Source organism: Acinetobacter sp. ANC_7503, from assembly GCF_056780035.1.
On record NZ_JBWYJA010000001.1, the window covers coordinates 446,639 to 460,202 of the forward strand.

The following is a 13,564-nucleotide window of genomic DNA, read 5'->3' on the forward strand; positions in this document are numbered from 1 at the left end:
AGAGGCTATAAGCCTCTTTTTTCTCGTGACCAAACATCTATGCTTCAGTAGGTTTTTTGAGTTCCGTCATCGGCCAACGTGGCGTCGTTGTCACGGCTAAGCCATCATGCTGTCCTGCTTTTAAGCGTTGATATCCAGCAAAAGCAATCATGGCGCCATTATCCGTACATAAAGCCGGTTCAGCATAATATACTTGAGCTTTTATTTTAGCTAAATCTGCTTCAAGACGTTCACGAAGACGCTTATTGGCACTCACACCACCAGCAATAACCAAACGCTTAAGACCACTTTGCTTTAATGCTTTAACTGATTTTTTGACCAATGTATCAACAATAGCCTCTTGAAAACTCGCAGCAATATCAGCGTCTCGGTTTTCATCACCTAATTTTTTCATTTGGACAGAAACCGCTGTTTTTAAGCCACTAAATGAAAATTCCAAACCTTGATGCAACATAGGGCGTGGAAATTCAAAAGCAGTGGCATCACCTTGCTCAGCAAGTTTAGAGATATTTGGACCACCTGGATAAGGCAGCCCCATCATCTTAGCAACTTTATCGAATGCTTCACCCGCTGCATCATCGATTGATTCACCTAAGATTTCATAATGTCCAATATCATATGCCGCCATTAATTGTGTATGCCCACCCGAGACTAACAAGGCGACAAACGGAAATTCCGGTGGAGTGGCTGATAAAAGAGGCGCCAACATATGCCCTTCCATATGATGCACACCAATCGCTGGTTTATTTAACGCAAATGCAAGCGTACGACCAAATAATGCTCCAGTCATGAGTGCACCCATTAGGCCTGGACCACGTGTATAAGCCACCGCATCAATCTCAGATTTTTTGATTTGACTTTCTTCAAGCAATTGATTGATTAAAGGAATTAATTTACGAACATGATCGCGTGATGCCAATTCGGGTACCACTCCACCATATTCAGCATGCAATTTAATCTGACTATATAACACCTGTCCTCTTAAGCCGACTTCGCTGTCATAGAGTGCGAGACCAGTTTCATCACACGACGTTTCTAAGCCTAAAACGATCATTAAATTGCCTTTAACCCATTTCAAAATATTGCTAAAGCTATTATAGACTTGTGATATGAGATGTAAATGAGTAAAATACTGACCTTCACTTGTGACTCAGCGCAATTCGGCGCTTAGTCTTATCCATAAACTAGAGGATTCTTCATGCCACAAGTTAAATTGAAAGAAGGCGAACCAGTAGACGTAGCTATCCGTCGTTTCAAACGTTCATGCGAAAAAGCGGGTGTTTTAGCTGACGTTCGTAAACGTGAATTCTACGAGAAACCAACTCAAGAACGTAAGCGCAAAAAAGCTGCTGCTGTTAAACGCTACCAAAAGAAATTGGCGCGTGAATCAGTACGTACTACTCGCCTTTACTAAGATTAATTTGTGATTGACTGCTCGGATATATAAATGACTACTTTAAAAAACCAAATTACTGACGTTTTGAAAGCAACAATGCGTGCTAAAGAAATGGATAAGTTAACGGTGATTCGTAGTCTCCAAGCAGCAATTAAGCAAATCGAAGTCGATGAACGCGTAGAGCTAGATGATAATCGAGTTCTCGCGGTCATTGAAAAACAAATCAAGCAACGTAAAGAATCGATTAAAGCTTTTGAAAGCGCTAATCGACAAGACTTAGCTAGTAAGGAACAAGCCGAGGTTGAGGTTTTATCTCAATTTCTACCAGCAGCTATGACTGAGGAAGAACTTGATTCAATTATTGCGCAAACGATTGCTGCGCAACAAGCTACTAGCATGAAAGATATGGGTAAGGTGATGAATTCTCTACGTCCGATCATAGCCGGACGTGCCGATCCTGCACAAGTTTCGAGTAAAATTAAAGCTCAACTTTCTTAACTTTTCGTATTATGTTTGATTTGGTCTATTTAATAATGGCATTAAATAGTCCATTCTAAATCACGTATCCCCGATTTTATTACAACAATACTTTTAGTTTTTCACTTTCTGATTATTTAAACTCACATTGAATATTATATCTTTGTAAAATCTGCATTTCTTTAGATCGCTTCACTTTCTCAACAACATCCTGTTTACTCATTCTAGAGTAGGAAAATGGTAAATCCTTTCGATATTTATCCACCACCTGATAAAAACCATCGACATAAGTTCCAACAATGACACAATATCTTTGAGTCTGATCAAGGCTAAAATGTGTTGTATTTGGTGCTAGCATTTTTAGAAAATGCCTCATATCGGCATTATATTTTTGTGATACAACTTCAATTTCTTGTGTAAATTTAACAGGAAGTGTTTCCGCATGAGTGAACACACCTGCCCCAAACAACATCATAAAAAATAGTGGCAATTTCATTATTAGATTCAATCACATAATTTAAAATATTTATTCATTCATCATTCTAAAAGAATCAAATCACTAAGAATGAATAGTTTCAATAAAGTTAGGTTTGTATTCCTGGAAAAACTCTTCATAAGGTGGCGGTATTTTCCCTTCAACCACAGAACCGAGCCTTAAACGTATAACTCCTGGTAAATCAAGTCGATGTGAATATAAAGGACTTCCACATTCACCACAAAATACTCTTGCCTTTAACTCGGTATGAAAATAAGACTTAAGCACATCTTCACCAGAAATTAACTCGAAGTTTTCAAGCGGGATCGGGCTATTCCATGCAGTAAAACCGCCTTGAGCCAACTGACAGTGCTTGCAATAGCACAAGATACTTTTCTCAAGATCACCATGATAAATATATTGCACCTTTCCACATAAGCATTGACCTTTTATCATTTAAACCTCTTATAATTTTTGTTGACGCTCATCCTGCATCATCCGCAGTCTTTGATTGATGACTGCACTCATAGAGTTATTTTCCTTGGCTAAACGCTGAGCATGAATGAGTGAGCGAATCGCATTCTCTTCCGCTCCCTTCCAATATTCAACTTCAGCCCGATATCGCAATACATTTACAGTACGTAAAGGATTTTTAATATCTAAATTTGCCGCTTGTTGTCGAATGAACCATGCTTGCGTATCACGATTATTGATTTGGATAAATTTATTCGCCAACCTTTCAGCAGCAACAAAATTTCCCTGTCGAATATAAATTTCAGCTAATTTATAACTTAAAGCACGATTTTCAGGTGTTATTCGTTGGCGCACCAATATCGTTTCCTGCGCAGAATCAAATTGATTGGTCGCCAAGTAGATATCTGCTTGAATAAGCGCGATAAGCTGATGATTTGGCTGGACTTTCTTAGCAAACTCAATTTCTTTTTGTGCTAGATCAAAATCACCACGCTTTAAATAAAAAGCAGACAGTGCAATTCTTCCAGCCAATGCATTTGCTCTCACCACTCCCTTTAACTGTTCCTCGTTAGTTTGATTGGTCACAACTGCGGTATACCACTTGATCTGATCAAACTCAGAGAGTGTGTTGCTATATGGAACTTTAGGAAGTTGATCTGCACGTAATCGAGCCTCACTCATACGCTGAGTAGTCAAAGGATGTGTTAACCAAAAATCAGGAAGATAACTAATTTTTGGAGTCGCACGATTCATGGTTTCAAAAAACTCAGACATACTGTACGGGTTATATCCAGCACGATACATCAATTGCATTCCAATACGGTCTGCTTCACGCTCTTGATTACGACTATAACTTAACTGTCGATCCACCAATGCAGCTTGAGTTCCCATCATCAGGGCAGCACCTGCATTACCATCAGCTTGTGATGCAATTGCAGCACCCACAATGATACCAGCGAGTGCAAGCAATCCCTGCCCTTTAAAAGCCTCTTGAGAACGGCTATAGTGTCTTTGCGAGACGTGTGCCACCTCATGAGCAACCACACCCGCAACTTCATCCATGTTCTTTGCCGACGTAATTAATCCGCTATTCAATGCAAATAAACCGCCAGGTACAGCAAAGGCATTAATTTGTGGATCGTTTACAATCACCAAAGCAATTGGTTGACCCAACTGTGTTTGCGCAATAATTTTTCGGAATACAGCCATAAATTGATCTTCCAACCAAACATTGTTTAACACTGGAAGTTGTTGCTGTACTTGACGATAGACTTTTTCACCGATCATTTTTTCTTTTTGTTGATCGATAAATCCAACACCACTATTAATATCAGGCACTTCAAATTGAATTTTATTGGCACTGTAGAGTTCATCAGCCACCGCTGAAAAACTCGAACTCGCTATCAATAAAGCCAAAATGATCTTCTTCAAACCTGTATTCCTAAACGTGTACTCCATCGACTATAACACTGAATGATGTGATGATTAATGATGAACTGTTACGTTTATTATTACGCTCAAAAGACTTTACTTATTCACAATATATAGAGGCTCATCCCCATCTAAGGCTTTTACCAGATTATCATAAGCAAGATTTGCCATTTTCATTCTGGTTTCTGCTGTCGCCGAACCTACGTGCGGCAATGTCACTACATTTTCCAATCGAAACAATGGTGATTCTTGGAGCGGCTCTTTCTGATAAACATCTAAACCAGCAGCAAAAATTTTGTGATTTTCAAGCGCCTCAATCAAGGCCGACTCATCCACAACTGATCCTCTGGCAATATTCACAAACACAGCATGTTTTTGCATTTTCTCAAATTGAGCTTGACCGATCAGCGCTTTCGATTGCTCATTTAAATCGACTGCAATGACGATAAAATCAGACGTTGAAAGTAAAGTATCAAGATCACAATATTTCGCCTTTAAAGGCTCAGCTCGCTCTATACATGGTTTTCGATTATGGTATTGAATATTCATATTAAATCCATAAAAACCACGTCGAGCTATCGCAGCACCGATATGACCCAAGCCAATGATACCTAGCGTTTTCCCATAAACATCTTGACCAAATTGTGCAACACCAGCGGTACGCGTCCAATGTCCATGCTTTGTCCAAGAATCTAAATGTGTCACTTTACGAGCCGCACTCATCAATAAGGTAAAAGCCAAATCAGCGGTCGTCTCTGTCAACACATGAGGCGTATTGGTCAACCAAATACCCTGTTGTTTTAGATATTCAACGTCGTAATTATCGTAACCCACACTGACCGACGAAATAATTTTAAGTTTTTTTGCAGTCTTCAAGTTGTCTTGATTTAAACGACGCCCAGCACCTATCATCCCATCTGCATCCGCAACTTCTCTTAAAAGTTGCTCATTAATGTCACCCTGTTTCGGATTAAGTTGAACGACCTGATATTTCGATTCTAATTGATTTAATATTTTCGGATCTATCTGACTAAATACCACAACCTTTTTTTTCATAAAACTCCCTCTTTAGATCCAGTATCGATTTAATTTTTAATTAAGTTCCACAAGCGACGTTTTAACAATGGCTGCTCAATCATGTCTTGTAAACTTGCAATCTGCATATGCTGCGTCGTCGATATATTCGGCAAATACCCTAAGCTCAATATTTTTTTATCAACAGATAATGCATCGATAAAACCCTGTATAAATACTTCAGCACCTCTTCCATCTTGGAATTGTGCGAAATTAAATGGCCATTTTAAATCGTAAAACTGTGAACTCACACTACGCTGGATATTCACCCATAAGTTTTCTTGTTCTGTGGTGAGCGCTGTAGCATCTAGCAGAATAGTATGTGTTTTAGTGATCATCGCTTGAATTTCAAAAGCATCGATTACAAGCGGTTGACGCTCAACAACTTCATCTTGAGACTGTTTGTCATTTTCCACAAACTCTCGAGGAAGCTGCACACCGTCTGGATTACTTTTTAACTGAAGCGAAGAATCATCTTTATTTAGCTGTTCAGCTTGTGAAGCTTGTTTTGTGATGAACTGTTCTAATTGAGCTTGCGCAAATTCAGGAAAAGATACATCTGTTGGATGATTTTCTTCAACTTGATCGCGATATAAGGAAGGTTTGTAATGACGTGTTTGTGCCGTATTTTGTGGAATCCATATATCGATTCCCATCACAGCTAAGAGGCTTCTTTGATGCTCTAACATATTCACATTCATTACAGATGGACTGGCATGAGGGCTGGGTATTCTACCCACTTTTTTAATCTTTTACTGAACTTTTAATCCGCAAACAATCATAACTTAATTTCATTTCTGACGCATTAATATCCTTGCACCTTTTAAATTCAGAATGCATTGATAGCTAAACAATAATGACGCTATTTTTCTTATGCATTTGATCCACAATTTCATCACTTTCAAATCCAAGTCGCCAATATAATAATTCAAGTACATCTAACTCATCTTGTGTAATGATTCGATCATTCCATAAACATAATTCAGCAACACCCAAAATACTCAACCGATCTCTCAGCAACAATCCAGCAATATCATTAAGAATTTCACCTAAGTCGATAGGTTCATCTGAAATTTCTTCATAAAACTCAATTTCATCACGAGTTAAAATTCGTTCTAAGATTTGGGTTCTAACTTCAAGCTGATTAGCAGTATTTAACTGCTGAACATGTAATAACGCATCTATTAGCCTAACAATTTGCGGCTTAGCATCCTCGATTGATGTTGGAAGATGTATTGGCAATAAATCCAGTTGAGACTTCACCTTTTCAATCAGCAAAGCATCCAAAAGTCCAATTTCACCATCTTCTTGAATAATTTTAGCCAATTTAGTAATAAACTGACGCGCACTTGTAGCAGGCATATTTCCCAACTGCTTACATGCCTCATGAAAAATTTGAATATGCACTCGACCATCTATATTTAACAGTGAGTCGACAATTGCACGACTCACAGGCGCATCAGAAGGAATAAATTCACGGTACTGCCGAATCATTAAAATCGCAACCATCACTTCACGCGCACCAGTCGAAGTTTGCAAAGCCCTTTGAATGAGTTCTGGACGTTTCATCTGCTGTCTAACTTCACTATTTAAGGGTTTGATGGCATCCTTAATTGCAAAGCTGATCGGTGACAATCTTAATAATGGAAGTGGCTGTGGTGACATCCATGGATTATATTCTTCAGCAATAGATTCCTCTAAAGAACGCATTAAACTAAATAGTGGTTGATTGCGTAATTTTTGTAAATTTTCTAATTGAATATCCTCAAGTAAATTCGGATTTAATTCATATATACGATCTTGAATACAAGGTTGGATATTCAACCAACTTTGAGGACTAAGTGAGTTAGCAAAGCACATATGAGAAATAGCTTCAGAATATTCACTATGAATCTGTGATCCTGCGTGATGAACATAGATTCTTAATAAGGTTTGAATATTTGCATTACTACTCAATAATTGTCTTGTCATTGCATCGTTATACAATGTTCGACTACCCAAAGTAATATATTTCATCAGACGCGTAATAAAGACGCCTAAACTACCAATTAACCATATGACTCCACCGATCGCCACAAAAGTTGTTTCCAAACTATCTCTCAATTGATCCCGATTACGTCGAAATCCCTGCTTCGCGATTTTACTGCCCCATTGACTAAAGGTAATTAACCCACTGTATAAAATTTTAAGACGAGTATTTTCTCGAGTTTCACCCGATAAAATTTTATGGAATTCATGACCCAACAATCCATAAAGCTCTAACTCATCGAGATTTTGTAGCGCCCCCCAAGTCAGAATAATCACAGTATCTTTGGGATGAAAACCCGCAGTCAGTGCATTAACCCCTATTTCATCGGGTAAGACATAGAGTGTAGGTGTATCAATTGAGAAACGATGTGCTAATTTTTCAGCAAGCCTAAGCGCTGTACTTTCTTCTGGAGTACTTTCAATAAAAGTGAGTTGTCGTGCTTTCAATTGTTTTGCGAGCGTATGACCACCAGAGCGGAAGACATAAAACTCATAAACGACAGAACCACCGATAATGCTAATCAATAGCACCATCATATATGGACTGAGAAAATGCCACCAAATGGACTCAGAAGGATCAATATAATGAACCAACAATCCGAGCGTCGTGTTTAAAATGATAATTGCGAGCACAATAACAATTAAACATACGCTTAATGACCACAGCATATTTTTGTTTTTAATAAAGTAACCACTCACATCTTTCAATGTAAAATTTCCTCATTACATTGTGTAGTGATCATAAATTAAAAAAGCGGGAAATACCCGCTTTTTCAAATAGAAAACTATAAATTAATTTTCTTTAATACCACTCAGATCAACTGAGGCTGCATCAATATTTAGATCGATATAACCATCTTTGGTTTTCTTGGCAGAGTCATTACGCTTGCGCTCTAAACCATCGAGATATGACTCATCAATGTTACCCGCAACGTAAATACCGTCAAATACTGAGCAGTCAAAGTCAGTTAACTCAGGTACTTTTTTCGTACGAACAGCTTGCTTTAAATCTTCCAAATCTTGGAAAATCAAACGATCAGCACCAATCATTTCACGAATTTCTTCAACATCACGATTTGAAGCAATTAATTCGTTTTTAACTGGCATATCAATACCGTAGACATTCGGGTATTTCACCATTGGTGCAGCCGATGCAAAGAAAACTTTTTTAGCACCGGCGTCACGCGCCATTTGAATAATCTCATTACACGTTGTGCCACGCACAATTGAGTCATCTACAAGCAATACGTTCTTATCTTTAAACTCTAATTCAACTGGATTGAGCTTTTGACGTACAGACTTTTTACGCAACTGCTGACCCGGCATAATGAAGGTACGACCGATATAACGGTTTTTCATGAAACCTTCACGGAATTTCACACCGAGTGTATTGGCAAGTTCTAAAGCGGATGTACGCGAAGTATCTGGAATAGGAATGACAACATCAATGTCATGGTCCTCACTCCATTCACGCAGGATTTTCTGCGCCAACTTCTCACCCATTTTCAAACGTGCTTTGTATACCGAAATTCCATCAATGATGGCATCTGGACGAGCAAAATAAACATACTCAAAAATACATGGGCTATGGTGTGGGTTAGCCGCACATTGCTTCGTGAATAGATTACCCGCATCATCAATAAAAATTGCTTCACCTGGCATCACATCACGTTCAACTTTAAAACCAAGCGCTGTTAAAGCAACTGATTCGGAAGCAAGAATATATTCAACACCATCATCGGTATCACGCGATCCCAAAATTAAAGGTCGAATACCATTTGGATCACGGAAGCCAACTAAACCATGACCTGTGATCATCGCAACAACAGCATAACCACCTTTACAACGCTCATGCACACGAGTGACTACATGGAAAATATCATCCGCAGTCGGTGTAAGTTTGCCGCGTTTTTGTAATTCATGTGCAAAAACGTTTAATAACACTTCTGAATCTGAATCAGTATTCATGTGACGTAAATCTGTTTTAAACAGATCATCATGAATCTCGTCAGCATTGGTTAAATTACCATTGTGCGCTAAAGTAATACCATAAGGAGAGTTTACGTAAAATGGTTGTGCTTCAGCGCTACTCGATGAGCCAGCTGTTGGATATCGGACATGACCAATTCCGTAATTACCTAACAATGCACGCATATGACGTGTATGAAATACATCACGCACCATGCCATTGTCTTTTCTCAAAAAGAGACGACCATTATGGCATGTCACAATCCCTGCAGCATCTTGTCCACGATGTTGTAACATCGTTAATGCATCAAACAACATTTGGTTAACAGGTGATTTACCAGCTATACCAACAACTCCACACATAGCAACCTCGCAGACAAGCTAGGATTAATAAAAAGGATTATTCGTTGAATGAGATGACGAATCATCTTGTTCAGAAGATGATTGACGAGAAGAATCTGATGATTGATTCGACTCTTCTGATTTCATATGACTTAAAGCTTTTGACGCTGTCTCTTTGGTGTACTCAGTCGCTAAAGGCGCGTAAGGCAATAAAGTTTGAATAAACTTAGATTGTTTCCAATGTGGAGAGCTCTCTACAAATGAACCAATCCCTTGCATAGTAATGAGGACGATTAAGAGACCTTTCAAGGTGCCAAATGCACCACCTGCCAATCGATTTAATGGACCAAGCTTTAAGCTTTTCAGCAACCGATTTAATATTGCAGTGACGATCCAAGTCAAAACAACAATAATCAGAACAATAAAAGCAAATGCCGCTATTTTTTGAACCACAGGATCTTGACTGAGTGCGGACATTGAAGGCGCAATTTGACCCGCAAATTTTGCACCCATAATGAGTGCAAAAATCCATCCTACCAAGTTCGCAAAGGCTTTAACGAATCCTTGACGCAAACCGTTAAGCCCTCCAATGAGCAGAATAATCAGTATAAAGATATCGATGGTATTCATAGATTAGGTCATAGCTTGTACGCAATCTTTAATCAGTTTTGGCCCTGTATAAATTAGACCACTGTAAATTTGAACCAATTGCGCACCCGTTTGCTGTTTAGTCGCGGCTTGATCACCACTAAGAATACCACCAACACCAATCAATGGGATTTGACCTTGAAGTAATTTTGAAAATGCAGATAGACATTGTGTACTTTTTTCAAATACAGGCGCACCAGATAAACCACCTGCTTCATCACCATGCGCTAAATTTTCTACACCCTCACGTGACAAAGTCGTATTGGTCACAATCAGACCATCAATTTTAAATTGAATTAATTGAGATGCAATAAATTCAATATCTGACTCAGTTAAATCTGGGGCAACCTTTAATACCAGTGGAACATAGTGTTGATATTGTTCAGCAAGTTCAAGTTGACGATTTTTTAAAGTTTCAAGAAGTTCTGTTAATGCATGTCCACTTTGTAAACTACGTAAGTTCTTGGTATTCGGAGATGAAATATTAACAGTAATATAAGATGCATAATTATAAACTTTTTCTAAACAAATTAGATAATCAGTTACAGCATCTTCAACTGCTGTATCGGCGTTCTTACCGATATTGATGCCTAATACACCTTTATAATTTGCTGCTTTAACATTCTCAATCAGCTGATCTACACCATCATTATTAAAACCCATACGATTAATAATCGCTTGAGCCTCTGGAAGGCGGAATAAACGCGGTTGAGGATTACCAGACTGAGGTCGAGGGGTAATGGTTCCAATTTCGATAAAACCAAAACCTAAACTCGCAAGTGCATCAATATATGCACCATTTTTATCTAAACCTGCAGCCAAACCAACTGGGTTTGGAAATTGAATACCCATACAAGTCACTGGCTTTGGGTCTATTTTTTGACGCATTATGCCAAACTTATATGTCGATTTAAGCATTGATAATGTCAAATCATGTGCACGCTCAGGCGCCAATGAAAATAGAAATGGACGAGCAAGCGAATATAACATATCTCAAAAACTGCGGTTTTTTAAGTTGCCACATTATAGGCTGAGTATGCCCAAAACGCTATGCCTGTCATAGGTTTATTTTCACCACTTACTGTACTGATGCTGTTAATTTAATCGCAGCTCCAGACTTAATAAGTTCCAATTTTTCAACACTTAAACCCATTTGAACCAATTGGGTAAGAAAATTTGCGAGGATCGCGTAGTTTTCATGCTCAGCACTGATCATTAATTTATTATCGCTTGGTTGTGTGACCACAGATAATCCTGCTTGTTGTGCCACACGCTGAATTTTATCAGAAGGTGTTAGGCTCAAATCTGTTGAAGATTTCATTGTCACCACATTGGATTGCATCCACACCAATGTGTCTTTCAGTTCATTCAATCTTTTTTGCTGATTATCTGCTGCTTCGTGCATTTTCCACAAAGCAGATCCAATTGATGCGACGACAACGATAATCGTTGCAGCGATGACAAGTACACGCTCACGCACACTCAATGACGATAAATAGTCATCAATCTTTTCAAATAATTGATCAAATTGATTTTGAAATTTTTCTAAAGTTTTCATTATTGTACTTTCACCAAACCAACGACCATTTTATCCTCAGTTTGCACATTCCCAAGTTCAGCTTTGAAGCCTTGCTGATTCATTTGTTGAATTAGATTTTGTAATTTTTCGGATGAGTCCGCCACCAAATCCATACTCAATCCAGATGCTTCATAGGAAACACGATTTGCGATGATTTGATGCTGCATTAAAATCGGACCTACACGACTGATTAACTGTAAGACCTCAGTATTTGCAGGCTTACTCATCCGCAAATTACTTTCAAATTGGCTTCGTAAATTTTGCTCATTGAGACGACTGTTGGGACCAAACCAAGATTGATATTGCCCTACCGCAACCAAAGCCGTTTGATCAGATACTTTTTTTAACTTTACCCAACGCACTAGATCATAACTGAATTGCACTACAAGCAAACCCACAAGCAGTGCTGCACATGCTTTCCAATAACCTGAGATTCCACCCTCTGTGTTTTTTGCTTTAGGCAAAACATTGAATGGATGATTCTTTAATTTTTTTTCAGCTTTAAATAAATAATTAAAGCTTTCCCGCTCGTTTTGTTCCGTTGCATGAATCAAACTCATCATCTGATCATCATTTAACCGGTCATGCAAAATATGTATAGGCTTTGGCAGTAGATCTAAAAACAATGCTAAATCATCAATCGCAAAACCTTGATTTGATCCTGTTCTCGCTAATAAATGCCCATGGATATTGGCTAAAATGGTTTGTCCCTTTTCTGGCACTGGTAAGACCAAAAAATCGGGTAATAGCGCAACCACTTTCACCGGAATCAAGTTCAGAGCATGTTGCATTGTTTGAACTTGGTATTGACTGATCCCCATTACTGACAATTGATCTGGTGCCTCAAATTGAGTAAGCACTTTCATCTGATCAATGGAGTGAATGGTATATTCTTCAAGTAAATATTTAGCGCCTTCGCTTCCAATTTGCTTGAATTGCGCTTTGGGCATATTCTGTTCAATAATTTGCACATCATGGCTTGAAAAGAATACAACAGCTTCTTGTCCATGATACGGTTGAGTATCTTGAATTAACTCTTCTAGCGTTGTTGATGAATTCCAATTTTCACCATTTGACCAGAGCCAAACCCCATTCGACACTGGCATCCATAAATACAACATTAATTTTATTCTGCCGTTTTATTCATTAAACACTTATGGTTATTAAGCTGACGGTACAAAATGTTTTAATTTTGTGGAAAGTCCCGCAGCAATGACTGTCTGATCATAAATCCGCGCTTCAGCAAGTGCAAAAGGATTAAAAAATTCAGACGTAATAATTTCTTCAATATATGCCACAACATTCATATGACATACAACCACAATATTCTCAAAAGGTAGTTGAGATAACCACTCAACTGCAACTTTAGCATCATCGTCAGGTTTAATTTTATCACATACTAAAACTTCAACATTTGGAAAAAATAGCTGTATATGTTTTAAAGTTTCCTGCGCCCTGAGCAAAGTACTCACTACAAATATATCAGGTGCAACCATGTCTTTTAAAAAGTGTGCAGTTTGTTCAGCTTGAATATGACCCCGCTCGGTCAGTGGTCGTTTCGAGTCATTACCATTAATTGGTGGAGCGGCTTCACCATGACGAACTAAAGTGAGTTGCATTTGTTATCCCTAAACCATGTGTCATCCATCATATCTAAACATTATGACAATGA

At 38.4% G+C, this 13,564-nt stretch carries 15 protein-coding genes; 2 read left to right on the forward strand and 13 right to left on the reverse strand.

The features are described from left to right. Positions 1-37 precede the first annotated feature (37 nt). Complete coding sequence (gene tsaD, locus AC1M9M_RS02305; protein ID WP_481595493.1) at positions 38-1,054, reverse strand: tRNA (adenosine(37)-N6)-threonylcarbamoyltransferase complex transferase subunit TsaD; 1,017 nt, start codon at positions 1,052-1,054, stop codon at positions 38-40. A gap of 144 nt (positions 1,055-1,198) precedes the next feature. Here tsaD and rpsU point away from each other — a divergent pair, with 144 nt between their 5' ends. Then, positions 1,199-1,414 carry a 30S ribosomal protein S21 gene (gene rpsU, locus AC1M9M_RS02310; protein WP_001136722.1) on the forward strand — a complete coding sequence of 72 codons (216 nt, stop codon included), beginning with the start codon at positions 1,199-1,201 and terminating at the stop codon, positions 1,412-1,414. A 33-nt stretch (positions 1,415-1,447) separates the two neighbouring features. Continuing rightward, positions 1,448-1,894: a GatB/YqeY domain-containing protein gene (locus AC1M9M_RS02315; protein ID WP_481595494.1), complete on the forward strand. Its 447-nt coding sequence runs from the start codon at positions 1,448-1,450 to the stop codon at positions 1,892-1,894. Positions 1,895-2,006: 112 nt separating this feature from the next. Here the strand turns inward: AC1M9M_RS02315 and AC1M9M_RS02320 are convergent, their stop codons facing one another. From AC1M9M_RS02320 to AC1M9M_RS02375, 12 genes are all read right to left on the reverse strand, one after another. Then, a complete protein-coding gene (locus AC1M9M_RS02320; protein ID WP_481591206.1) occupies positions 2,007-2,369 on the reverse strand; it encodes a hypothetical protein in 363 nt (120 codons plus the stop codon). A gap of 63 nt (positions 2,370-2,432) precedes the next feature. Beyond that, positions 2,433-2,804, reverse strand: coding sequence for a GFA family protein (locus AC1M9M_RS02325; RefSeq protein WP_180027612.1), 372 nt, complete (start codon positions 2,802-2,804; stop codon positions 2,433-2,435). 9 nt (positions 2,805-2,813) lie between these two features. Beyond that, a complete protein-coding gene (locus AC1M9M_RS02330) occupies positions 2,814-4,253 on the reverse strand; it encodes a M48 family metalloprotease (RefSeq protein ID WP_481595495.1) in 1,440 nt (479 codons plus the stop codon). 96 nt (positions 4,254-4,349) lie between these two features. Then, the gene (locus tag AC1M9M_RS02335) at positions 4,350-5,309 is read right to left on the reverse strand and encodes a 2-hydroxyacid dehydrogenase (protein ID WP_481595496.1); all 960 of its coding nucleotides are present in this window, start codon (positions 5,307-5,309) and stop codon (positions 4,350-4,352) included. Between the two features lie 29 nt (positions 5,310-5,338). Then, on the reverse strand, positions 5,339-6,067 hold the full coding sequence (locus AC1M9M_RS02340; RefSeq protein ID WP_481595497.1) for a hypothetical protein: 729 nt from the start codon (positions 6,065-6,067) through the stop codon (positions 5,339-5,341). A gap of 106 nt (positions 6,068-6,173) precedes the next feature. Then, the gene (locus AC1M9M_RS02345) at positions 6,174-8,063 is read right to left on the reverse strand and encodes a M48 family metalloprotease (protein WP_481595498.1); all 1,890 of its coding nucleotides are present in this window, start codon (positions 8,061-8,063) and stop codon (positions 6,174-6,176) included. Positions 8,064-8,147: 84 nt separating this feature from the next. Continuing rightward, positions 8,148-9,686 (reverse strand): amidophosphoribosyltransferase, encoded by a 1,539-nt coding sequence (gene purF, locus AC1M9M_RS02350; RefSeq protein ID WP_035268762.1) that lies wholly within the window; start codon positions 9,684-9,686, stop codon positions 8,148-8,150. Between the two features lie 24 nt (positions 9,687-9,710). Beyond that, on the reverse strand, positions 9,711-10,295 hold the full coding sequence (locus tag AC1M9M_RS02355; RefSeq protein WP_179998321.1) for a CvpA family protein: 585 nt from the start codon (positions 10,293-10,295) through the stop codon (positions 9,711-9,713). Positions 10,296-10,298: 3 nt separating this feature from the next. Then, positions 10,299-11,303 carry a quinone-dependent dihydroorotate dehydrogenase gene (locus tag AC1M9M_RS02360; RefSeq protein WP_035268767.1) on the reverse strand — a complete coding sequence of 335 codons (1,005 nt, stop codon included), beginning with the start codon at positions 11,301-11,303 and terminating at the stop codon, positions 10,299-10,301. A gap of 88 nt (positions 11,304-11,391) precedes the next feature. Further along, positions 11,392-11,871, reverse strand: a complete 480-nt coding sequence (gene gspM / locus AC1M9M_RS02365) for a type II secretion system protein GspM (protein WP_035268769.1) — start codon at positions 11,869-11,871, stop codon at positions 11,392-11,394. Further along, the gene (gspL, locus tag AC1M9M_RS02370) at positions 11,871-13,013 is read right to left on the reverse strand and encodes a type II secretion system protein GspL (protein ID WP_481595499.1); all 1,143 of its coding nucleotides are present in this window, start codon (positions 13,011-13,013) and stop codon (positions 11,871-11,873) included. Before gspL ends, gspM begins: the two co-directional genes overlap by 1 nt. Before the next feature lie 42 nt (positions 13,014-13,055). Further along, positions 13,056-13,511, reverse strand: a complete 456-nt coding sequence (locus tag AC1M9M_RS02375) for a SixA phosphatase family protein (RefSeq protein ID WP_092766142.1) — start codon at positions 13,509-13,511, stop codon at positions 13,056-13,058. Positions 13,512-13,564 lie beyond the last annotated feature (53 nt).

Excerpts from the sequence above, each read along its gene's own strand:
- tsaD (WP_481595493.1), bottom strand. The coding sequence starts at position 1,054 with ATGATCGTTTTAGGCTTAGAAACGTCGTGTGATGAAACTGGTCTCGCA.
- rpsU (WP_001136722.1), top strand. The coding sequence starts at position 1,199 with ATGCCACAAGTTAAATTGAAAGAAGGCGAACCAGTAGACGTAGCTATC.
- AC1M9M_RS02315 (WP_481595494.1), top strand. The coding sequence starts at position 1,448 with ATGACTACTTTAAAAAACCAAATTACTGACGTTTTGAAAGCAACAATG.
- AC1M9M_RS02320 (WP_481591206.1), bottom strand. The coding sequence starts at position 2,369 with ATGAAATTGCCACTATTTTTTATGATGTTGTTTGGGGCAGGTGTGTTC.
- AC1M9M_RS02325 (WP_180027612.1), bottom strand. The coding sequence starts at position 2,804 with ATGATAAAAGGTCAATGCTTATGTGGAAAGGTGCAATATATTTATCAT.
- AC1M9M_RS02335 (WP_481595496.1), bottom strand. The coding sequence starts at position 5,309 with ATGAAAAAAAAGGTTGTGGTATTTAGTCAGATAGATCCGAAAATATTA.
- purF (WP_035268762.1), bottom strand. The coding sequence starts at position 9,686 with ATGTGTGGAGTTGTTGGTATAGCTGGTAAATCACCTGTTAACCAAATG.
- AC1M9M_RS02355 (WP_179998321.1), bottom strand. The coding sequence starts at position 10,295 with ATGAATACCATCGATATCTTTATACTGATTATTCTGCTCATTGGAGGG.
- AC1M9M_RS02360 (WP_035268767.1), bottom strand. The coding sequence starts at position 11,303 with ATGTTATATTCGCTTGCTCGTCCATTTCTATTTTCATTGGCGCCTGAG.
- gspM (WP_035268769.1), bottom strand. The coding sequence starts at position 11,871 with ATGAAAACTTTAGAAAAATTTCAAAATCAATTTGATCAATTATTTGAA.
- gspL (WP_481595499.1), bottom strand. The coding sequence starts at position 13,013 with ATGTTGTATTTATGGATGCCAGTGTCGAATGGGGTTTGGCTCTGGTCA.
- AC1M9M_RS02375 (WP_092766142.1), bottom strand. The coding sequence starts at position 13,511 with ATGCAACTCACTTTAGTTCGTCATGGTGAAGCCGCTCCACCAATTAAT.